The sequence below is a fragment of the Acinetobacter sp. MB5 genome, from assembly GCF_003261585.1.
Classification (GTDB): Bacteria; Pseudomonadota; Gammaproteobacteria; order Pseudomonadales; family Moraxellaceae; genus Acinetobacter.
This window is the reverse complement of record NZ_POVU01000004.1, coordinates 178,038-198,012: the sequence shown is the minus strand read 5'-3', so window position 1 is coordinate 198,012 and position 19,975 is coordinate 178,038. Positions and strand designations below refer to the sequence as shown.

Here is a 19,975-nt window from a genome sequence, read left to right as displayed (position 1 = left end):
AAATAATTTAAAAAATAATTTTATTCTCAATAATGGCATGGAATGTGCATTAATTAACTCTGTAATATTTTTGATCTTTCAATTAAATTTCTAAGCGTTCGGCAAATAGGAGGATTTGGGATGAATTTGATCAAAACAGTAGTGTTTACGTCGATCTTAGCAACCACAGTATCAACAGCATTTGCTGATATTAAAGTTGGGGTGATTAGTTCAGCCAGTGGCCCAGTGGCCATGGTGGGAATTCCACAAAAAAATACCATTGCTTTATTGCCAAAAACCATTGGTGGGCAACGCGTGCAATACATCTCGATTGATGATGCCAGTGACCCAACCGCATCGGTCAAAGCGGTCAATAAACTCATCAAAGAAAACAATGTTGATGCGATCATTGGGCCATCAGGTTCTCCAAATGTCATGGCCGTGATTGGCACTATTGCTAAAGCAGGTGTTCCATTGCTTGCGCCTGTTGGTACTTCTGCGGCGGTTTTACCGATGAATCCTCAGAAAAAATGGGTGTTTAAGACCACACAAAATGATGATTTGATTGCATCTGCCTTAGTGCAGGACATGGTGAAGCGAAAGATCAAGACCTTAGGTTTTATTGGTACGGCTGATCCGTATGGTGATAACTGGAATAAAGTGATTACGGCATTGGCGGCAAAAAATGGCATTAGCGTTGTTGCCAAAGAAAGCTTCCAGCGTCAGGACACCTCATTAACAGGTCAGGCACTGAAACTGATTGCCAAAAGACCACAGGCAATTTTGGTCGCAGCACCAGGCAGTTCGGCAGTCACGCCGCAAGTCGCACTCTATGACCGTGGATATCGCGGGCAAATGTATCAAACTCATGGAGCGGCTCTCGATCAGTTCCTGAAAATGGGCGGGGAAAAAGTCAATCACACCATTTTGGCTGCAAGCCTGATGCTGGTGATTAATGAGATTCCAAACAACAATCCATCTAAGCCTGTTGCACTGACTTATATGAATAATTACAAGAAGTTATATGGAGATTACCCAGCAACATTCGGTGCGAACGTTTACGATGCGGGACTTCTGTTGCAACGTGCAGTTCCTGTTGCGTTGAAGAAAGGAAAACCAGGCACTCTACAATTCCGCCAAGCATTGCGTACCGCGCTTGAAAATACAAAAAACCTTGCAGGGACTCAGGGGGTATACAACATGACACCAATGGATCACAGCGGATTTGACCAGCGTGGTCGCGTCATGATCGCTGTCCTGAACGGACACTGGAAGTTGCTGAAATAATCTTTTAGCCAACACTTTTACCTATCAGCTGAATTTTTTTAGGGGAAATTTTTCTCCTAGAGGGCGCTTTTTCTCTAAAAAATACGAAGGTTAGGCGTATGGATTTAAATATTGCGTTAATTCTTGGTCAGGATGGTATTACTAGCGGTGCAATTTATGCCTTGCTCGCGCTGTGTATCATTCTCGTGTTCACCGTAACACGCATTTTGTTGATTCCGCTGGGTGAGTTTGCAGTTTTTGGCGCTTTAACACTGGCGTCGATCCAAGCAGGCACACCGAGTCATGTGGTGTGGTTAGTCAGTGCTTTATATGTGATTAACCTTGGATTAGATGGATACAGCTATTTAAGACATCAACAGGCTTTTCACTGGAAAGCGAAAGCAGGGTTGGGGGCTTATATTCTGATTTTACTCGGCTGTATGTATAAATTGCCGCTGGCAAACATGCCGATGTTTTTCCAGATTTTACTGACCCTTGCCGTGATTACACCGCTCGGCCCAATGATTTATCGAACCTGTTTCCAATCTTTGGCTTCTGCAAAATCACTGGTGTTATTGATTGTTTCTATCGCAACTCACGTCACACTGGTGGGTCTGGGATTAATCATTTTTGGTCCAAATGGTGCGCAAACTACACCATTTAGTAATGCAACGTTTGATGTGGGCAGTTTAACTGTAAACAGCCAGACGCTGTGTATCTTAGCGGCTTTTCTTATTTTGATTGTGGCGCTGTGGTTTTTCTTCTCCAAAACCTTGTATGGCAAAGCACTACATGCCACTTCAGTCAATCGTGTTGGCGCACAGCTCATGGGGATTTCTCCGATTTTTGCAGGCAAGCTGACCTTCTCGTTGGCAGCATTTATCGGGGCTTTATCGGGCATTTTAATTTCACCGATTACCACCTTGTACTATGACTCAGGCTTCCTGATCAGCTTAAAAGGCTTTGTTGGTTCGATTATTGGCGGTTTGGTAAGTTTCCCTGTCGCAGCGATTGGTTCAATTGTGGTGGGGCTGATCGAATCATTTTCGATGTTCTGGGCCAGTGATTATAAAGAAATTATCGTCTTTACCATCATTATCCCGTTTCTCATCTGGAAATCTTTAACGTCGCGTCACTCAGAGGAGGATGGGGAATGAAAGCAAAATATATCTTCTTCGGTTTTATCGTACTGATGTTCATCAGCCCTGTCGTGTTACCTGCCTACCAAGTGACATTAATGAACTACATTGGCTTGAATGCCTTAGTGGTGTTGGGGTTGGTGCTGTTAACAGGTGTCGGTGGCATGACCAGTTTTGGTCAGGCGGCGTTGGTCGGCATCGGTGCTTATGCAACAGCCTATATCACCGCAACTGAGCAGCTACCGCATTGGTTGAGCTGGACAGCAGGCAGTCCATGGGCGGGTCTGTTGATTGGTCTGATGATTACCATGTTCTCTGCACTGATTGTTGGCTGTATGACTCTGAAACTTTCAGGACATTACTTGCCACTAGGTACGATTGCGTGGGGTATCTCGCTGTATTACCTCTTTTCCAATATCGATGGTTTGGGTGGCCCGTCAGGCATGTCCAACATTCCGAGCATTAGCATCTTGGGTGCAGCCGTCGACAGCAGTAACAAGATGTTCTACCTGATCTGGGTGATTTTATTTGCCGCGATTGTGGTCACCAAAAACTTGCTGAATTCGCGTGAAGGTCGTGCGATCCGTGCCTTAAATGGTGGTCAGCTCATGGCTGAGTCAATGGGGGTAAATACCTTCAGATCGAAAATGGTGATTTTTATGATCGCTTCAATTTTCGCGTCTATCTCAGGCTGGTTGTATGCACATAACCAAGCTTTTATTAACCCAACACCATTTGGCTTGCAGGCGGGGATTGATTACCTGTTCATGGCATTGCTTGGCGGTGTAGGCAGTATTTGGGGAGCCATTTTAGGTGCGGGTATTTTTACCATGGCACGTCAATGGTTACAGGATTTTCTGCCGCTGATTTTTGGTGCAGAAGGGCACTATGAAACGATCGTGTTTGGCTTGCTGATCATTGTACTCATGCAAAAAGCACCATCGGGCTTGTGGCCGCTCTTGATGAAATGCATTCCACAGCGCTTTAAAGCCAAAGATCAACACGTTTCAATTCAACCACCCACCCGTGAATTGCCATCTTTAGAGTTGCCTTTAAAAGGTTCAGTGATTTTGGAAGCGAAAGATGTCACCAAAAAATTTGGGGGGCTGGTCGCGAACAATCAAATGAATCTAACCATTCATGCAGGTGAAATTCTGGCGTTAATCGGGCCAAACGGTGCAGGCAAAAGTACCATGTTTAACCAGCTTTCAGGTGTCGATGAGCCAACCAGTGGCGACGTAATTTTCCAAGGTAAAAAAATCAATGGCTTGGGCTCACGTGAAATTGCAAAACGCGGCTTAAGCCGAACATTCCAGCACGTGAAAATCTTGCCTGAAATGACCGTTCTAGAAAATGTCGCGATTGGCGCCCATCTGCGTGGGATTAAAGGCGTGATGGCGTCGATTTTGCAGTTCGACCGTGAAGAAGAAAACAACCTGTTAAATGAAGCCAAACTGCAACTTGATCGTGTTGGCTTGGGTGAATTTCTATATACCGAAGCAGGCAATCTGGCTTTGGGGCAACAACGGATTCTGGAAATCGCACGTGCCTTGTGTGCACGACCTTCATTGCTACTGCTCGATGAACCTGCGGCGGGTCTACGTCTCAAAGAGAAACAGGCGCTGGCAGATTTGTTGATCAAGCTGCGTGCTGAAGGCATGGCAATTTTACTGGTTGAGCATGATATGGACTTCGTGATGAATCTGGTTGATCGCATTGTGGTGATGGAATTCGGACAAAAAATTGCGGAAGGTTTGCCTGAAGAAATTCAAAAAAATGAGGCAGTTCTTGAAGCGTATTTGGGAGGTGCAGCATGAAAATTGTAGAAGCGAACGACCAAGGCAAAAGCCTGCTGGAAGTGAAAAACCTCAGTGTGAACTACGGCAAAGTTGAAGCACTCAACAGCTTCAACATGCGGGTCAACGAAGGGCAAATCGTGTCGGTGGTCGGGCCGAATGGTGCAGGAAAAACCACGCTGTTGTCTGCGATTATGGGCGTTTTAGGCTCTAAAGGTGATGTCGAGTTTGACGGACAAGTCGATCAGTGCCCGCAAATTGAACGCATGGTGGTGCGTGGTTTGGGGTTGGTACCCGAAAAGCGCGAGCTGTTTAGTTCGATGAGCATAGAAGACAATTTGATGCTGGGTGCTTTTCAGCGCTATCGCCAAGGTGATCGCAGCTATAAAGACACGCTAGAGCATGTCTACAGCATTTTTCCGCGTCTCAAAGAGCGTCGTGTTCAGGAAGCGGGCACTTTGTCGGGTGGTGAGCGTCAAATGCTGGCAGTGGGTCGGGCCTTAATGGCAAAGCCGAAGCTGCTGATGCTCGATGAACCGAGTCTAGGGCTTGCACCTTTGATTACCCGAGAAATTTTTAAAATTATTGACCAGTTACGTGGCCAAGGCGTGTCGATTTTGTTGGTTGAACAAAACGCACGTGCTGCCCTGAAATTGGCTGACTACGCCTATGTACTGGAAATGGGCGAGTTGTCAATGGAAGGCAAAGGCAGCCATTTGGTTGAAGATCCACGCATTATTGAAAGCTATTTAGGTAGTAACAGTAAGCATCAAGATGTATTAGCGGTTTGAGGTAAGTAAGAGATGGATAAACAGGCCAAGATCTGTGTTTTGGGTGCAGGTGCAATCGGTTGTACAGTGGCTGCGCGATTAATTCTCGCGGGTTTTGAACATGTAGCTTTGGTGGCACGCGGTCAGAACCGCACCGTATTGATGGAACACGGCATTCACTTGACCGATTTAACGGGTGAGCATCATGTTTACCCCGATATGGTGGTGGAAGATATTTCTAGTCTGCCAGCGCAGGATGTGGTGTTTATTGCAACTAAAGCCGATGCCCTTAAAAATGTGGTGGATGGTTTAAATACGGTCTTGCATGAAAGCAGCCTAGTGATTCCTCTGATGAATGGCATTCCATTTTGGTATTTCTATATTGGCCAAGAACGCCAAGAAATCCAGTCGATTCAATGCCTTGATCAGGATGAAATGCTGATTCAGAAGTTCCCGTTTCAGCAATTGATTGGTTCGGTGGTGTTTATTACTGCGGAATTGCTCAGTCATGGCGTGGTGAAATCCAATAATCCCTATCTGTTGATTTTTGGTGAGCCTGAACACCAGAAAACCCCACGGATTGAAGCCTTGGCAGCCTTGTTTGCCGACACCTCCATCGAAGCGCGTGTGGTGGACAATATCCGCGATCAAATTTGGACCAAAGTCATTGCTAACTTGAGTTCTAATCCTTTGTCAGTGGTGACAGGTGCAACACTGCAAGACATTTATTCGCATCCGAAGCTGCATACCCTCGTTACGCAAATCATGCAGGAAATTCGACTGGTGGCCGTGAGTTACGGTGCACGAATTTCGATCGACCCGCACAGCTTTTTAAAGCTCGGTGCACAAATGGGCGATGTGCATACTTCCATGTGGCAAGACTACCAGCACAAACGACCACTCGAACTCAACAGTATTGCCATGGCCGTTTTTGAACTGGCAGAGCGTTATGAATGTCAAATGCCGATTACCCAAAACATTTGCAGCTTGACCCAATATCTCAGTGAACAATCACGAACAACAACAGCATGTTAAGAAGGAATGGATAATGAATACACAAGTCAATACAGTGAAAAATATGTCTCAGGAAGAATGGGATTTACGTGTGAAATTGGCACAGTGCTATCACTTGGTCGATTTTTTTGGGTGGACAGAAACCATTTTTAACCATATTTCTGCGCGTTTGCCGGGTGAACAAGAGCATTACTTGGTGAATCCGTTTGGTTTGAACTACACCGAGATTACCCCTGAAAACTTGTTGAAAGTCGATCATACAGGTCACAAAGTTGAACCGTCCGATTACGATGGCAACCCTGCTGGTTTTGCGCTGCACAGTGCGATTCACACGGCGCGTGAAGACATTTTTTGCCTGATTCATACCCATACGACGCCAATCAGCGCAATTGTTCAGAAAAAACAAGCTTTTAAACATGACAATTTCTATGGCGCACAGCTTTATGGTCGTATTGGCTACCATGCGTTTGAAGGGATTACCTTATTCCAAGAAGAAAAACAGCGCATGATCGAAAGCTTGGGCGACAAGCATATTTTAGTGTTACGCAATCATGGCATTGCTGTGGGTGAAAGTAGCATTGAAAAAGCCTTTTTCTTGCTTTGGACAGTACAGCGTGCAGCAGAAATTCAGTGCCAAGCCGACGCGATTGGCGGCGAAGATGTGTTGTTGGAAGAAGACATTAAGGAAAAATGTGCAGACCTCACCGCAATGTTGATTCGTGAGAGTGGTTTTGCAACCAAATTCTTTGATGCCATGGTTCGTAAAATGGATGCTTCTAAAAAAGCATAATCTTGTTTGGGTAAGGTGAGGATAATGAAATGCAAAATCTCATTTTAAAAGAAACCATTAAAACGGCATCTGCTTGGCTCGGCAAAGATCTCAAACACGATCAGCGCTGGCAATATGTGTTTTCAGAACATGATCTGGCAACTTTTGATCAGCTTGTTCGGCAGCTAGAGCAAAAAGGTCTTGCTGCCCCTGACTTTACCCAAGAGGATTTTGTGATCCAAGATCCAGCATTATTGTTACTGATTGGAAAATGGGTCAATGAACTGGAACATGGTTTTGGGTTTTGTGTACTCAAGGGGCTTTCCTTGGAGCGATATACTGAAGCTGAGTTAGCCAACATCTATTATGGTTTAGGCTTGTACATGGGTTTACCCGTGACGCAAAACCCGAGAGGTGACTTGCTCGGTGTGGTGGCGAATGTGGGAGACAAAACCCAGAAAACCACACGAACCTATGAAACCAACAGCTATTTGCCGTATCACACCGATTTATCCGATGTGGTCGGGTTGCTGTGTATTCGCAAGGCAAAAGAAGGGGGTCTCAGCAGTCTGGTCAGTGCCAGCATGGTCTATAACCACATTTTGGAACATTATCCTGAATATCTGGGATATTACTATTACCCAACTTATTGCGACCATTTGGGGGATGATCAGCCAACCCTCACCCCAATTTTTAGCTATCACCAAAACAAACTCAGTTGTCGCTATTTACGCGCTTATATTGAATTGGGGCATGAACGAAAAAATGTGCCCCTTGCTGAAGTTGAAAAGCAGGCACTCGATATTTTTGATGGGTTTATTCATCATCCTGATTTTCGCCTAGATATGATGCTTGAACCGGGTGACATCCAGTTTTGTAATAACTATGTCGTGATGCATTCGAGAACGGGGTTTGAGGATTATGATGAACTCGAACAACGCCGAAAACTCTTAAGATTGTGGCTCAAAATGCCCAATGCACGGGAGCTTGCACCTGATTTCCCAGGCCGAAATGGCATTGCGAAAAAAATTGAAGTGGCTGCATAAAGTGCAGGTTGCGCATGCATTTAAGCTGTTGATGATGGCTTTATGAGTGGGTAACTTAATGATTGACTCAAAGGTAGGTTTGATTGAAAAGTAAGATAAAAACGAAGTTGGAGAATAGATCATTAAATTCATGTTATCGTGTAGATGATTCGGCTAGAATCAATAATGGACAACGGTTTTACACTCTTTTTTATTCGATAACTTTGGAATTTAGTTAAACAGATGTCAAACAAATATTCGAAATATTTTCCAGTACATGATGATTTTAATATAGATGATTTTCCATACTATTGGATTGCACAAGTCTATGGGCTTTATATTAATAAAATGGATGACTCGCTTAAAAAATACGGTCTCGACAACTCGCGACGCCGCATTATTTTAGCGTCTCATGCGCGACCAAATGCCAGTATTTCTGAACTTGCAGAAATGTCGATTATCAAAATCCCGACTGCGACAAAAATCATCTACCGTTTAAAAGATGAAGGCTTACTCGATACCTCTGAGTCTGAAGTGGACAGTCGTGTTACACGGGTGAATTTGACCGAAAAAGGCCATGAGATGGTGATTAAAATTAATGAAATTACTTCTTTATTATTTAATGATAGCTTTTCGGGTTTAAAACCAGGCGATATTAAAAAGCTCAATGAAAGCCTGAAGACCATTAAACATAATTTGGAGTGATTGACTCGATTTTAGAGGGTAAATTCGATTAGATACAGAATCAGTTGATTGATTTGATGAATATAAAAATGATTTTCCGATTTGGAATCAAGGGTAATCTGTTATAGATAGCCCTTTACATAACTTTTAAATTAATCATTTAAAAAGAAAAAAGGCGCTTACCTTTCGATAAGCGCCTTTTGAATTTGGAGCGGGAAACGAGACTCGAACTCGCGACCCCAACCTTGGCAAGGTTATGCTCTACCAACTGAGCTATTCCCGCATATTGAGCAGTTTTTACTAAAACTTACACTTAAAACACCAAATCTGGAGCGGGAAACGAGACTCGAACTCGCGACCCCAACCTTGGCAAGGTTATGCTCTACCAACTGAGCTATTCCCGCGTGACGCATATATTACATCAAGTAGATTTAGAATCAATAAGTTTTCAGGTTTTCTTGAACTAATTGCATAAAATAAAAGCAAAATCCTCAAAATTGAGGCTAAAAAACAATTCAGCCGATGCATTGATGAGAAAGCCCTGTGAATCCAAGAAAAATTGCTATACTCAAAACAAAGATCTTTTTGTACGACAGGACAGTTTCTCATGACTTTAGAGCAACAACTCATCGAACGTTTACAACAACTCCAGCCGACTCATTTGGAAGTCATCAATGAGTCATCAGGGCACGGTGGTTACTATCCTGGTAAAGAATCACATTTTAAAGTGGTGATTGTCAGTGAAGATTTTACAGGGCTGCGCGCTGTACAGCGTCATCAAAAAATTTATGCCTTAGCTGCCGAATTGCTTGCTCCAAGTGCCATTCATGCTTTAGCGATTCATGCCTATTTGCCAAGTGAGTGGGAAGGGCAAGCCCCAGCAAGTCCTGAATGTGCTCATGCACCTAAAAGCTAAAGGTGCTGCATGACGACTTTTTTGTTACTCAAGATTGTGCATGGCATTGGCATTTTATTGTTGCTACTGATGTTGACCTTAAGCTCCTTACGTTTGTTTCGTATGAAGGATGAACAACTCGCAGGGCAAACCCCGCGTTTTGTGATTGCGCTCCAACATTCAACCATTACCTTGTTATTGCTGACGGGTGGTGCATTATTGTGGATGAAACATTTTCAGGTGCAACCTTGGTTTTATGCAAAAGCCGTTTTGTTTGTGGTGATGTTTTCTTCACTGATCAAAGCTTTTCGCCGTAAAGAGGGAATTTTGCTGGTGCAGCGCCGCGCAGGTATCGTGATTGCTTGGATTGCATTGTTCGCTATTTTACTTTTAGTGAAGATTCAACCAGTATTTACATAATTGTTGGACAGCTTTAATCACGGTCAAAAGGCTCTAGGTTAGACTAGAGCTTAAGGCCATTAAAATAATTAGGATAGAACTATGCTGACACGCGTCATTTTTAATCAGAAAGGTGGTGTTGGAAAATCAAGTATTACCGTGAATCTTGCCAGTATTAGTGCGCAACATGGCTTGAAAACATTGGTGATTGATCTTGATCCACAGTCTAACTCGAGCCAGTATCTGCTTGGAGATGCTGCAAGTTTTAATGGTCGCCAGCAGGCACTAGAGCCGAATATCGAAAGCTTTTATCAGGAAGTTTTGGGCACAGCCAATAAAAGCCTGATTGGGAACACACTCGGGGCTTTGCTCAAGTCTCGTTCGCAAGGTTTGGAAAGTTATACACATCAGTCACCTTTTAATCATCTGGATGTTTTGGTGGCAAGTCCAAGTCTTGGCGCACTGGAACATAGCCTACAAAGTAAACATAAAATTTATAAATTGCGTGATGCGATTGGCGAGCTTTCGGGTAAATATGACCGCATTTATATCGATACACCCCCTGCATTTAATTTCTTTACCTTATCTGCATTAATTGCGGCCGATCGTGTGTTGATTCCATTTGATTGTGACGTATTTTCCCAACGTGCTTTACAAACATTGATTGAAAATATTCTAGAAACGCAAGATGATCATAATCAGCGACTGGAAATCGAAGGGATTGTCGTGAACCAGTTTCAGGCTCAGGCAAAGCTGCCACGTGAGGTGGTTCAGCAACTCAAAGATCAAGGTTTGCCTGTCTTGGACAATATGTTACCGCCATCAGTCCTCATGAAAGAATCTCATCACAAGAATAAACCTTTGATTCACCTCGCACCTGAGCACAAACTAAGTCAAGCTTATTCGGCTTTGTTTGCGGAAATAGAACAACTTCCTTGAGGTGGAATATGAAAAACTGGGCAATCTTAACCAGTACGATATTGGGTTTGGCATTGACTGGCTGTGCTACGGCACCCATTCAACCGGATTATGTTTCACCAACCCAGTATCAGGCATTGAATTGTACGCAGTTGCAAAGCGAATATAATCGGATTCAGCAGTATCTAGAACATGGCGTAGAGCCAGAAAAGCGCACAGGTGTTGGCGTTGGTGTAGGTTTGGGCGGAGGTTTTGGTCGAGGAGGTTGGGGCTTTGGTCCAACAATTTCATTAAATCTGGGACAATCTTCAAGTACGAAACGTTCGGAAACAGCGCAGTTGCTTGGGCAACAAGATGCGATTGTACAAGCTGCGCATTTTAAAAACTGTCCGATTGCGACGGTGAAAAAACAGTAAGTATAAAAAAGGTCGAAACATCGACCTTTTTCTTTTTTAGAGTGATTTTTGACGTGATTTTTTTGCACTGAATTTAGCACGGGCAAACTCAAAAATCGCAGGCAACAAGCTAAAAACAATAATTCCAAGCATCAGGTGGCTAAAGTTGTCTTTGACAAAAGGACGCGTGCCAAAGAAATAACCCACAGTAATAAATGAGCCAACCCATGCCAAGCCACCAATGGCATTAAAAGTTAAAAAATGTTTATAATTCATGCGCCCTGCACCCGCAACAAAAGGGGCAAAAGTCCGAATGAAAGGCATAAAGCGCGCAATAATAATGGTTTTTCCACCATGCTTCTCAAAGAATTGATGTGTTTTGATTAGGTGATCCTTATGAATAAAGCGGGATTCCATCTCAAAGATACGTGGCCCAATATGACGCCCGATATGATAATTCAGCGTATCGCCAAGGACTGCGGCAATAAACAGTAAAGCAATTAAGACCCATGGATCCATTTGACCTGTCGATGCGGCTAAAGCACCTGCTGCAAATAGCATACTGTCCCCTGGTAGGAAAGGCATGACCACAAGGCCTGTTTCGACAAAAACGATCAAAAACAGAATTGCATAAATCCAGACACCATATTGTTTAATAAATTCAAGTAGATGTTGGTCAATGTGTAGAATGAAATTGATAAGTTCCATGAGGGAATGGCAGCAGTAAAGTGTGGACTAGATGCTAGCAGTCCCTACATGGAATGTCAGTAACCAAGCCATGCAAAGTTACGATTTAGCACATTTTATTTTTTGGTATATTGTTTGCCGTCAATCACAGCTTGCCAGTGTCCTTTGAGTAAATAGGGTGCTTTATCAATTTTAAAGCGATTGCCAAAGTCAGTATTCCCAACCTGAATATAGTGGGTGTCTAAGGCCGTAATGGGTGCGGTAATGTCCGATTGTTCTTCACTTTCAGATTGGCTGTGTGCAGTATGTTGTTCTTGATGCTGGCTTTCATGATATTGCAATTGCCCATCACGGTGAATCTGGAGTTCACTATGAGGACTTTGCCAAGTGCCAATCCAGTTGTCTTGACCTTTAAAAATCGGATTAGTTTGAGCACAGGCAATTAGCGGTACGCAGCATCCAACAATCATCATAAGACTCAGTAGTCGCATTGGTTCACCTATTTCATTTGTTGTTTTAATTCTAGTGTTGAGCAATTTAAGCTAAAAATCATTTCAAGATTTACATCACAAGCGTGAACGAATTTTTTAGAGTTGTGAAAAAATGCAGTTTTTAAGTTTGTTTTAACGAAAAGGCTTGGCTGTATAGTCATTGGCTATATAAAAAAAGGACTCGAGAGAGTCCTTTTTGGGTTTAGAGAAATTCTCTAAATCTTAGAAACGTGCTTTAGCGTTTAGACCAACAGTGTCTGTATCTAAAGTATTGCCATCAGTTGCATTTGCTTTCACATAAGAAGCACCAACTGAAATTGCTGGAGTTACGAAGTAATTTACGTCAGCACCCCAAACGTGGTCGAAACCAGAGTCAAGCTGAGAAGTATCAGCAAATGAAACACCAATGCTTAATGCTGGGTTCAAGAACAAATCAGTTTTTAAGCTATAAGCACCACGATCACTGTTGAAGATGCCTTTTGCTTCAAAGCCAAGTGACATGTTTGTGCCATCGATTGCACCTACATATTTTGCACGAGCAGTCGTGAAGTCTTTGTTATTGCTGAAAGTTGACTCGCCAAATGATTTCGCAATACCGTAGCTCAAGACATCAGATGTATCGAGTGCAAATGGATTTGTGCGAGTGTAACCTACTGCAAGCAAGAAGTTGTCAGTTGGCATCGCACCGACTTCTAATGCATAACGTTCGCCATTGTTGTCTGGAGAAACCGCATTTTTACCATCTGCATCTGTGTGGTTATACGATGCGCTTGCATATAACGGAATTGATGAAGTGTAAGGTGTTGTGAAGTATGCCTCACCTTTTAAACCATAAGTACCGACTTGGTAGTCTTCACCATGTTTTACGTTATATTGTTCATATGTATATGCAGCAGACACGTTAGATGCTTTGTTTAAGAACGCAGCTTCAGCTAAAGGACCTTTAGTTGCATCAACGTCTTTAAAGTAATAAGTACCTTTAAGGTCACCAGTGTAGTTTTGGTCATTTGCAGTAGTATTTAGATATTCAGACTGACCTTGTACTTCAAATTGGTACGCGTGAGCACCAGTCATTGCGCATAGAACTGCAGCGGCTAAACCGATTTTTTTCATGTTGAGTTCCAGTATGTTTACTTTGATTCTTGAGGTTATTCTATTGTTACAAAATATTAAGTCAATGAATGTAAATAGATTATATTTGTAATTAGAGTCATAAAAATTTAACAATGATTAAAAAAACATCATATAAAATTATTTTTTTTCATCTTGAAATTTATCGTATTAACAATCAACTATCCAAAATATGAATGAATTGTGTAAGAAAAATTGATCATTTAGTATACATCTTATGATCGTTTAAAGTGATTAAAAATCATATTTTAATTCGTAAAAACACAAACAGAAGCAGATGTAATAATTCTTATTATGCAAATAATTTACATTTTTATTTGAAGTTTCATGCATTAAAATTATAAAAATCATAGTGTTGATAAATTATTCTATAATTACATTATGTTACTTTAATTACACATGATTACATTGAAAATTACAAAACTACGTTCAGAAAAGCAAATGATTTCTAAATGAATTTAAAAAAAAGTGATTCTGTTAAAAAATAGGGACTCAATATAAAAAAGAGACGCAGAGTTAGACCATGCATCTCGATCAAATGAGGAGCTAAAAAAGGATTAGACAGTCTGTAAAAGTGGTTTTAAGAAACGTCCAGTATGAGAAAGGGTAACCTCTGCAACTTGTTCAGGCGTACCTTCAGCAATAATTTCCCCTCCGCCTGAACCTCCTTCAGGCCCTAAATCCACAATCCAGTCCGCGGTTTTAATCACATCCAGATTATGCTCAATCACCACAATGGTATTTCCTTTGTTGCGAAGCTCATGCAAGATATCGAGCAGCTTGGCAATGTCGTGAAAGTGTAGACCCGTTGTTGGTTCATCCAGAATATACAGGGTTTTACCCGTGTCGCGTTTTGCCAGTTCGCGTGCCAGTTTCACCCGCTGTGCTTCACCACCAGACAGGGTAGTAGCTGCCTGACCCAAACGGATATAGCCCAAGCCAACCTGCATCAAGGTGTCTAAGCGGCGGTGAATGACGGGAATCGCATTAAAGAACTCGGCGGCATCTTCAACCGTCATGTTGAGCACATCGGAAATGTTCTTGCCTTTATAGCCGACTTCTAGTGTTTCACGGTTATAGCGTTTGCCATGACAGGCATCACAAGGGACGTACATATCAGGTAAAAAGTGCATCGCGACTTTAATCATACCGTCGCCTTCACAGGCTTCACAGCGTCCGCCTTTGACATTGAAGGAGAAACGTCCAGCACTATAACCACGGGCTTTTGCTTCAGGAGTCTGAGCAAACAGTTCACGAATCGGAGTGAACACGCCTGTATAGGTGGCAGGGTTGGAACGTGGTGTACGTCCAATCGGGCTTTGATCAATATCAACCACTTTATCGAGATGTTGCAAACCATCAATCGACTGGTATTTTTCCGCAGTTAGTGTGGTTGCACCGTTGAGTTCGGTTGCTGCAAGTGGCAATAAAGTACGGTTAATTAAAGTCGATTTGCCTGAACCTGAAACGCCTGTGATACAGGTCATCACGCCTAAAGGCAGGTTTAAGGTGACATTTTTCAGGTTATGTCCAGCCGCACCGCAAAGCTGAATAGTATTTTCAGGGTTCGGTGGGGTCACGCGTTGTTCAGGCACTGCAATTTTCAGTTTGCCTGCCAAGTATTGACCAGTTAGCGAGTTTTTGTTTTTTGCCAGTTGTTTGGCTGTGCCCTCGGCAATAATTTCCCCACCATGGACGCCTGCGCCAGGGCCAATATCAATGATATGGTCGGCGGCACGAATCGCATCTTCATCATGTTCAACCACCAGTACCGTGTTGCCCAAGTCACGCAGGCGAATCAGGGTTTGCAGCAGGCGATCATTGTCCCGTTGATGCAGACCAATCGACGGTTCATCGAGGACATACATCACGCCCATTAAGCCTGCACCGATTTGTGAAGCGAGTCGGATGCGCTGTGCTTCACCCCCTGACAAGGTTTCAGCCGAACGCGATAGGCTCAGGTAATTGAGTCCGACACTGACCAAAAATTGCAGGCGTTCACGAATTTCCTTAAAGATTTTATCGGCAATTTCGCCTTTTGCCCCTTCAAGGTTTAAGTCTTGATAATAGCTTGCGGCATCGCCAATCGACATGCGAGTGATGTGTTCAATGCTGTGGTCTTTGACTTTGACATGCCGTGAAATTTCATTCAGGCGTGAACCACCGCAGGCATCACAGGCGGCATTGGATAAGTACTGTGCCAAATCATCACGGATATAGTTGCTTTCGGTTTCGCGGTAGCGGCGTTCCAGATGGGGCAACACACCTTCAAATGCCATGACACGACTGTGTTTACGTCCGCGTTCATCAATATAGCTCAGGTCGATTTTCTCTTTGCCTGTACCATTCAGAAATTTCTTTTGGGTGTCTTTACTGAGGTCTTGCCACGGACAATCTAAATCAAAGCCGTAGTGGGCAGCGACTTTTTCTAACATGCTGTAGTAGTAAGGACGCTGACGATCCCAGCCACGAATCGCGCCTTGATGGATGGAAAGATGCGGATTGGGAATGAGTTTTTCTGCACTGAAATGGCTGCGTGTGCCTAAGCCATCGCAGACAGGGCAAGCGCCAAACGGGTTATTGAATGAGAACATGCGTGGTTCAAGTTCTGCCACGGCACGGTCACATTCAGGGCAGGAGTGACGTGCTGAAAACACGCGGTCAGGTTGTTCGCCTTTCATCCACGTTAAAATCGCCAAGTCTCCGCCTAGACGCAGGGCAGTTTCAAAGGATTCGGCCAGACGGTTGCCGAGATCATCACGCACTTTAAAGCGGTCGATCACCACTTCAATGCTGTGTTTTTTCTTTTTATCCAGCTCGGGTGGGCTGTCGATGTCAATGATTTCGCCATCGACACGAGCACGCACAAAACCTTGGCTTTGCAGTTGTTCAAACAGGGTGCTGTATTCGCCTTTACGCTCACGCACCACAGGGGCAAGAAGCATCAGTGCGGTGCCTTCTTCCAAGGCTTTAACGGCATCGACCATTTCAGAGACGGTTTGTGCCACCATCGGCAAGTCGTGTTCAGGGCAATACGGTGTTCCGACACGTGCATAGAGCAAACGCAAATAGTCGTAAATTTCGGTAATGGTTCCCACAGTTGAGCGTGGGTTGTGGCTGGTGGATTTCTGCTCAATGGCAATCGCAGGGCTTAAGCCTTCAATCGAGTCGACTTCGGGTTTTTCCATTTGTGATAAAAACTGGCGGGCATAGGCAGACAGTGATTCGACATAACGGCGTTGCCCTTCGGCATAGAGAGTGTCGAATGCCAGTGAGGATTTTCCTGATCCCGAAAGTCCCGTAATCACCACAAATTTATCGCGTGGAATATCAAGGGACACATTTTTTAGGTTATGGGTACGTGCGCCTCGAATACGGATATGACTGTGACTCATAAGATCTCTCGGTAATAAGCAAGTAGAAACTGCTATATGATAACGATTTAAAATTGTTCAAGCTGTAACAAAACGATTTTAGGCGTCAGATTGTGTCGGGTAAATGAAGAAGGAAAATAAAAATGTGGATTGCAAAACTATTGATTGCGCTGATTGGCATTTTACATGTCTATATTCTGGTTTTAGAGATGTTTTTATGGGACAAGCCCCAAGGTTTAAAAGCCTTTGGCAACACCTTGGAAAAAGCCAAACAGACCAAAGTTTTGGCACAAAATCAGGGGCTATATAATGGCTTTCTTGCTGCGGGATTGTTTTGGTCATTGCTGGTCAGCGACCCTGATTTTTCCCGCGCCATTACCACCTTCTTTTTAGGCTGTGTGTTGGTCGCAGGGATTTATGGTGGACTCACTGCCAGTAAGAAAATTATTTATATTCAGGCTGTTCCAGCATTTCTGACTTTGTGTGTGCTGTATCTGGTCTAGATCGGGCATTTAGAAATAAAAAAAAGCACAGGGAAACCTGTGCGATGGAGGAAAGCCAATCAATTTAAAACTAGGCACAAGTGCGATGAAATTCGCGCTCGAAAATGGATTCAACCTGTTCAAAAGCAAGCTGACGCGGTTGTTGGTGTGCAAAAGCATAATGAATCACGCGTTGCTCGAGTTGCGATAAAAACAGTTCATAGTCGTGTTGGAAATGACTGAAATCGAGCAAGTCTAAATGCTTGGAATGGTTGCAGTTATAGCGCCCGATAAAATCAAGCATCTGCTTTTGAATGTCCCGATCTGTAAAATACAACAAGTAAGTGGCGGCTGAACCACAGTGTAAACAGCCTTGATGAATATAGATTTCTTCATGATTAAACCAGCATTGTCGCAGGGTAATCATGGCTCTGAGGGCTTCTGTACCTTGTGTTTCATTGGGCATGATGGTCATCTCAAGATTAATTGATAATGATTATTATTTATATCTTGAGTGATTGTTGCTGCAAAAGCAAGCAACAATTGCAATAAAACATCGGCAAGTGCTGTATTGTTTGTAAAATGCAGATCGGAATGGGTAAGGTGGAGAAGGATTTATGTGGGCATTAGCATTTAAATGTATGTTGGGCGCGTTGGTGGTGCTACTGATTTCAGTGCTGTCGAAAAGCAAGTCTTTTTATATAGCAGGGCTTGTGCCACTGTTCCCAACCTTTGCTCTGATTGCCCATGTGATTGTGTTTCAGCAGCAAGGGGCGGATGCGCTGCGCCGTACTGCACTGTTTGGCTTATGGTCACTGATTCCGTATGCGATTTACCTGATTGTGGTGTATCTGCTCGCCACCCAAATGTCCGTGTTGAGCTGTTTAAGTCTGGCAACACTGGCTTGGGCAGTCGCAGCAGGAATTTTGTTGTATGGCTGGTATTTATGGGCTTAATCGCTGGCAGATTGCTGGTTACTCACAGCAATACCAATGGAGGCTGAGACAATCAGCAATAAAGCAATCCACTGGAAAACCGTGAGTTGTTCAGCCAGTAAAATACAGCCTGTGAGTGCAGCAATCACAGGGGATAGACTGGTTAAAATACTATAATGCAGTCGTGCCAAATGCTTGAGCGCAATCAAGTCCAGTGCATAAGGCAGAGCTGTGGCTAAAATTGCAATCATCAGTCCAAGCCACCAATATTGCACCGCAAACAGTTCATGTGGATGTTGCCAGAGTTCCAAAGGCAATAGCAGCAGCGCGGAAAAGCTAATCGCAATACTGAGCATGTGCATGCCGATATTTTGCCGAACCACCTTATGCCCAAAATAGATATAGGCTGCCCAAAACAGACCTGCCCCAATCGCAAGGCACATGCCGATAAAAGAAAAATCTTTGCTGTGCTGTCCCCAAGGAATAATCAACACAATTCCTAAAATTGAACAACTCACCCAAATCAGATCACGGCGGCTTTGAATCGAACATAAAGCCAGCCCTAAAGGTCCAATAAACTCTAAACCAACTGCCAAGCCTAAAGGTAAGTGACTCAGCGAATTGTAAAATAACAAGTTCATGAGCCCCAATGAGGCGCTATAACACAGCAGATTTGACCAATTTAGGGTTTTAAATTTCGGAAGAATCCGCCACGAACGAAATATCACAATCACAATAATTGCGGCAAAACACAGCCGAAACATGGTGACGGTTAAGGGGCTGACATGGCTAAACAGTTGTTTGGCGAAACTGGCACTGACCTGATAAGACACCATCGACAACAACATGCAGGCTGTCGCAAAAAGTTGTGAATTCATGTTCGGCTTCTCCGAGAAAAAAAGTTCATTACGACAATGCCAAGAAAGACAAAAACCGCGCCGACAATAAAGTTCAGTTCAATGTGCTCATGGAGCAGAATCACACTAAACAGCACGCCAAAAATGGGCGTTAAAAATGAAAATATCCCTAGGCCAGAAGCCACATATTGCTTAAGCAGCCAGAACCAGACCAGAAAACTGGCAAAGGAAACCACCACAATCTGGAAGGTCAGACTGGTGAGTACCAGTGGGGTAAAATGAATTAGCGTCTGACCTGTCAGTAGTGCAAACAAGGACAGAATGATGAAACTACCAATCAGTTGATAACTTAGCGTTTGTGTCGCAGGTGCTTCGGATAATACGCTGAGCCGTACAGTGACCGTGGTCGTGCCCAAAGCGACACCTGCGCCAAGTGCCAAAGCATCCCCCCATAAAACCCGCTGAATGTCCTGTGAACTACTCTGGTCGTTCCATAAAAAAGCCACCAATAATCCAAAAAAGGTAATGCCAATGCCGAGCCATTGCATCCGATTCAGGCGTTCACTGGGGAGCTGGAAATGCAGTGCCAGTGCCACAAAAATCGGTGCCGTATACAACAGCACAATGCTGTGAGAGGCATAGGTATAATGGAGAGATTCTGCGACCAATAAAAATTCGAGTGAGAATAGCACCGCTACTTTGCAGCCTGCTTTGAATAAAGCTTTCTGAAAAAAGCCTGACAGAGCCTGATGGCGAAACAACAGAATGATGAGCAGGGCTGAGCAGCCTGAACGAATCGCAAGTTGCAAAATGGGGGCAATATCTGCTGCGACCATTTTCAGGAAAATCTGTTGCAAGCCCCAGATCATGGTTAAAGCTGTCATGATACTGCCTGCTTGTAGATCCAGCGATTTACGAAGTTCCATCGTTTTACCCACCACGGTAGAAGTGATGCTTGATATGCTAGCT

21 protein-coding genes and 2 tRNA genes are annotated in these 19,975 nt (G+C 43.6%); 14 read left to right on the top strand and 9 right to left on the bottom strand.

Features of this window, described 5'->3' with window-relative positions; translation table 11 throughout:
* Positions 1-120 precede the first annotated feature (120 nt).
* From C1A47_RS07465 to C1A47_RS07430, 8 genes are all read left to right on the top strand, one after another.
* Positions 121-1,266: an ABC transporter substrate-binding protein gene (locus C1A47_RS07465; RefSeq protein WP_111893945.1), complete on the top strand. Its 1,146-nt coding sequence runs from the start codon at positions 121-123 to the stop codon at positions 1,264-1,266.
* 98 nt (positions 1,267-1,364) lie between these two features.
* Positions 1,365-2,402 carry a branched-chain amino acid ABC transporter permease gene (locus C1A47_RS07460; RefSeq protein WP_111893943.1) on the top strand — a complete coding sequence of 346 codons (1,038 nt, stop codon included), beginning with the start codon at positions 1,365-1,367 and terminating at the stop codon, positions 2,400-2,402.
* The gene (locus C1A47_RS07455) at positions 2,399-4,201 is read left to right on the top strand and encodes an ABC transporter permease subunit (RefSeq protein ID WP_111893941.1); all 1,803 of its coding nucleotides are present in this window, start codon (positions 2,399-2,401) and stop codon (positions 4,199-4,201) included. The genes C1A47_RS07460 and C1A47_RS07455 overlap by 4 nt, the downstream gene beginning before the upstream one ends.
* A 32-nt stretch (positions 4,202-4,233) precedes the next feature.
* Positions 4,234-4,971 (top strand): ABC transporter ATP-binding protein, encoded by a 738-nt coding sequence (locus C1A47_RS07450; RefSeq protein WP_319921965.1) that lies wholly within the window; start codon positions 4,234-4,236, stop codon positions 4,969-4,971.
* A 12-nt stretch (positions 4,972-4,983) separates the two neighbouring features.
* Positions 4,984-5,985, top strand: a complete 1,002-nt coding sequence (locus C1A47_RS07445) for a ketopantoate reductase family protein (RefSeq protein WP_111893937.1) — start codon at positions 4,984-4,986, stop codon at positions 5,983-5,985.
* Between the two features lie 13 nt (positions 5,986-5,998).
* Positions 5,999-6,754, top strand: a complete 756-nt coding sequence (locus tag C1A47_RS07440; protein ID WP_111893935.1) for a class II aldolase/adducin family protein — start codon at positions 5,999-6,001, stop codon at positions 6,752-6,754.
* Between the two features lie 29 nt (positions 6,755-6,783).
* The gene (locus tag C1A47_RS07435) at positions 6,784-7,779 is read left to right on the top strand and encodes a TauD/TfdA family dioxygenase (protein ID WP_111893933.1); all 996 of its coding nucleotides are present in this window, start codon (positions 6,784-6,786) and stop codon (positions 7,777-7,779) included.
* A 222-nt stretch (positions 7,780-8,001) separates the two neighbouring features.
* Positions 8,002-8,463 (top strand): MarR family winged helix-turn-helix transcriptional regulator, encoded by a 462-nt coding sequence (locus C1A47_RS07430; RefSeq protein WP_111893931.1) that lies wholly within the window; start codon positions 8,002-8,004, stop codon positions 8,461-8,463.
* Positions 8,464-8,649: 186 nt separating this feature from the next.
* On the opposite strand, the gene C1A47_RS07425 is transcribed toward C1A47_RS07430, so the two are convergent.
* Both C1A47_RS07425 and C1A47_RS07420 read right to left on the bottom strand, forming a co-directional pair.
* Positions 8,650-8,725: transfer RNA gene (locus C1A47_RS07425), tRNA-Gly, on the bottom strand.
* 45 nt (positions 8,726-8,770) lie between these two features.
* Positions 8,771-8,846 (bottom strand) — tRNA-Gly (locus tag C1A47_RS07420).
* 203 nt (positions 8,847-9,049) lie between these two features.
* Here C1A47_RS07420 and C1A47_RS07415 point away from each other — a divergent pair.
* The 4 genes from C1A47_RS07415 (at position 9,050) to C1A47_RS07400 (ending at position 11,070) form a co-directional block, all read left to right on the top strand.
* A complete protein-coding gene (locus C1A47_RS07415) occupies positions 9,050-9,358 on the top strand; it encodes a BolA family protein (RefSeq protein ID WP_111893929.1) in 309 nt (102 codons plus the stop codon).
* A 9-nt stretch (positions 9,359-9,367) separates the two neighbouring features.
* Entirely contained in the window at positions 9,368-9,757 is a 390-nt protein-coding gene (locus C1A47_RS07410; RefSeq protein ID WP_111893927.1) for a SirB2 family protein, read from the top strand.
* Positions 9,758-9,838: 81 nt separating this feature from the next.
* A complete protein-coding gene (locus tag C1A47_RS07405) occupies positions 9,839-10,675 on the top strand; it encodes a ParA family protein (protein ID WP_111893925.1) in 837 nt (278 codons plus the stop codon).
* Between the two features lie 8 nt (positions 10,676-10,683).
* The gene (locus C1A47_RS07400) at positions 10,684-11,070 is read left to right on the top strand and encodes a hypothetical protein (RefSeq protein ID WP_111893923.1); all 387 of its coding nucleotides are present in this window, start codon (positions 10,684-10,686) and stop codon (positions 11,068-11,070) included.
* A 36-nt stretch (positions 11,071-11,106) separates the two neighbouring features.
* Here the strand turns inward: C1A47_RS07400 and C1A47_RS07395 are convergent, their stop codons facing one another.
* The 4 genes from C1A47_RS07395 to uvrA all read right to left on the bottom strand — a co-directional run bounded on the left by C1A47_RS07395 (position 11,107) and on the right by uvrA (position 16,753).
* Positions 11,107-11,757 (bottom strand): DedA family protein, encoded by a 651-nt coding sequence (locus C1A47_RS07395; RefSeq protein WP_111893921.1) that lies wholly within the window; start codon positions 11,755-11,757, stop codon positions 11,107-11,109.
* 95 nt (positions 11,758-11,852) lie between these two features.
* A complete protein-coding gene (locus tag C1A47_RS07390; protein WP_111893919.1) occupies positions 11,853-12,227 on the bottom strand; it encodes a hypothetical protein in 375 nt (124 codons plus the stop codon).
* Positions 12,228-12,449: 222 nt separating this feature from the next.
* A complete protein-coding gene (omp33-36, locus tag C1A47_RS07385; protein ID WP_111893917.1) occupies positions 12,450-13,340 on the bottom strand; it encodes a porin Omp33-36 in 891 nt (296 codons plus the stop codon).
* Positions 13,341-13,915: 575 nt separating this feature from the next.
* The gene (gene uvrA, locus C1A47_RS07380) at positions 13,916-16,753 is read right to left on the bottom strand and encodes an excinuclease ABC subunit UvrA (RefSeq protein WP_111893915.1); all 2,838 of its coding nucleotides are present in this window, start codon (positions 16,751-16,753) and stop codon (positions 13,916-13,918) included.
* 122 nt (positions 16,754-16,875) lie between these two features.
* Here uvrA and C1A47_RS07375 point away from each other — a divergent pair, with 122 nt between their 5' ends.
* The gene (locus tag C1A47_RS07375) at positions 16,876-17,235 is read left to right on the top strand and encodes a DUF1304 domain-containing protein (RefSeq protein ID WP_111893913.1); all 360 of its coding nucleotides are present in this window, start codon (positions 16,876-16,878) and stop codon (positions 17,233-17,235) included.
* A gap of 70 nt (positions 17,236-17,305) precedes the next feature.
* Here C1A47_RS07375 and C1A47_RS07370 read toward each other — a convergent pair whose 3' ends face one another.
* Positions 17,306-17,680: a hypothetical protein gene (locus C1A47_RS07370; RefSeq protein ID WP_111893911.1), complete on the bottom strand. Its 375-nt coding sequence runs from the start codon at positions 17,678-17,680 to the stop codon at positions 17,306-17,308.
* Between the two features lie 151 nt (positions 17,681-17,831).
* Here C1A47_RS07370 and C1A47_RS07365 point away from each other — a divergent pair, with 151 nt between their 5' ends.
* A complete protein-coding gene (locus C1A47_RS07365; protein ID WP_111893909.1) occupies positions 17,832-18,170 on the top strand; it encodes a GlpM family protein in 339 nt (112 codons plus the stop codon).
* On the opposite strand, the gene C1A47_RS07360 is transcribed toward C1A47_RS07365, so the two are convergent.
* On the bottom strand, positions 18,167-19,027 hold the full coding sequence (locus C1A47_RS07360; RefSeq protein ID WP_111893907.1) for an EamA family transporter: 861 nt from the start codon (positions 19,025-19,027) through the stop codon (positions 18,167-18,169). The genes C1A47_RS07365 and C1A47_RS07360 overlap by 4 nt on opposite strands.
* A complete protein-coding gene (locus C1A47_RS07355) occupies positions 19,024-19,932 on the bottom strand; it encodes a DMT family transporter (protein WP_111893905.1) in 909 nt (302 codons plus the stop codon). Before C1A47_RS07355 ends, C1A47_RS07360 begins: the two co-directional genes overlap by 4 nt.
* Between the last annotated feature and the right edge of the window lie 43 nt (positions 19,933-19,975).

What these genes read in the sequence shown, in the direction of transcription:
- C1A47_RS07465 (WP_111893945.1), top strand. Translation starts at nt 121, where the DNA reads ATGAATTTGATCAAAACAGTAGTGTTTACGTCGATCTTAGCAACCACA.
- C1A47_RS07460 (WP_111893943.1), top strand. Translation starts at nt 1,365, where the DNA reads ATGGATTTAAATATTGCGTTAATTCTTGGTCAGGATGGTATTACTAGC.
- C1A47_RS07455 (WP_111893941.1), top strand. Translation starts at nt 2,399, where the DNA reads ATGAAAGCAAAATATATCTTCTTCGGTTTTATCGTACTGATGTTCATC.
- C1A47_RS07445 (WP_111893937.1), top strand. Translation starts at nt 4,984, where the DNA reads ATGGATAAACAGGCCAAGATCTGTGTTTTGGGTGCAGGTGCAATCGGT.
- C1A47_RS07440 (WP_111893935.1), top strand. Translation starts at nt 5,999, where the DNA reads ATGAATACACAAGTCAATACAGTGAAAAATATGTCTCAGGAAGAATGG.
- C1A47_RS07435 (WP_111893933.1), top strand. Translation starts at nt 6,784, where the DNA reads ATGCAAAATCTCATTTTAAAAGAAACCATTAAAACGGCATCTGCTTGG.
- C1A47_RS07430 (WP_111893931.1), top strand. Translation starts at nt 8,002, where the DNA reads ATGTCAAACAAATATTCGAAATATTTTCCAGTACATGATGATTTTAAT.
- C1A47_RS07415 (WP_111893929.1), top strand. Translation starts at nt 9,050, where the DNA reads ATGACTTTAGAGCAACAACTCATCGAACGTTTACAACAACTCCAGCCG.
- C1A47_RS07410 (WP_111893927.1), top strand. Translation starts at nt 9,368, where the DNA reads ATGACGACTTTTTTGTTACTCAAGATTGTGCATGGCATTGGCATTTTA.
- C1A47_RS07405 (WP_111893925.1), top strand. Translation starts at nt 9,839, where the DNA reads ATGCTGACACGCGTCATTTTTAATCAGAAAGGTGGTGTTGGAAAATCA.
- C1A47_RS07400 (WP_111893923.1), top strand. Translation starts at nt 10,684, where the DNA reads ATGAAAAACTGGGCAATCTTAACCAGTACGATATTGGGTTTGGCATTG.
- C1A47_RS07395 (WP_111893921.1), bottom strand. Translation starts at nt 11,757, where the DNA reads ATGGAACTTATCAATTTCATTCTACACATTGACCAACATCTACTTGAA.
- C1A47_RS07390 (WP_111893919.1), bottom strand. Translation starts at nt 12,227, where the DNA reads ATGCGACTACTGAGTCTTATGATGATTGTTGGATGCTGCGTACCGCTA.
- omp33-36 (WP_111893917.1), bottom strand. Translation starts at nt 13,340, where the DNA reads ATGAAAAAAATCGGTTTAGCCGCTGCAGTTCTATGCGCAATGACTGGT.
- uvrA (WP_111893915.1), bottom strand. Translation starts at nt 16,753, where the DNA reads ATGAGTCACAGTCATATCCGTATTCGAGGCGCACGTACCCATAACCTA.
- C1A47_RS07375 (WP_111893913.1), top strand. Translation starts at nt 16,876, where the DNA reads ATGTGGATTGCAAAACTATTGATTGCGCTGATTGGCATTTTACATGTC.
- C1A47_RS07370 (WP_111893911.1), bottom strand. Translation starts at nt 17,680, where the DNA reads ATGCCCAATGAAACACAAGGTACAGAAGCCCTCAGAGCCATGATTACC.
- C1A47_RS07365 (WP_111893909.1), top strand. Translation starts at nt 17,832, where the DNA reads ATGTGGGCATTAGCATTTAAATGTATGTTGGGCGCGTTGGTGGTGCTA.
- C1A47_RS07360 (WP_111893907.1), bottom strand. Translation starts at nt 19,027, where the DNA reads ATGAATTCACAACTTTTTGCGACAGCCTGCATGTTGTTGTCGATGGTG.
- C1A47_RS07355 (WP_111893905.1), bottom strand. Translation starts at nt 19,932, where the DNA reads ATGGAACTTCGTAAATCGCTGGATCTACAAGCAGGCAGTATCATGACA.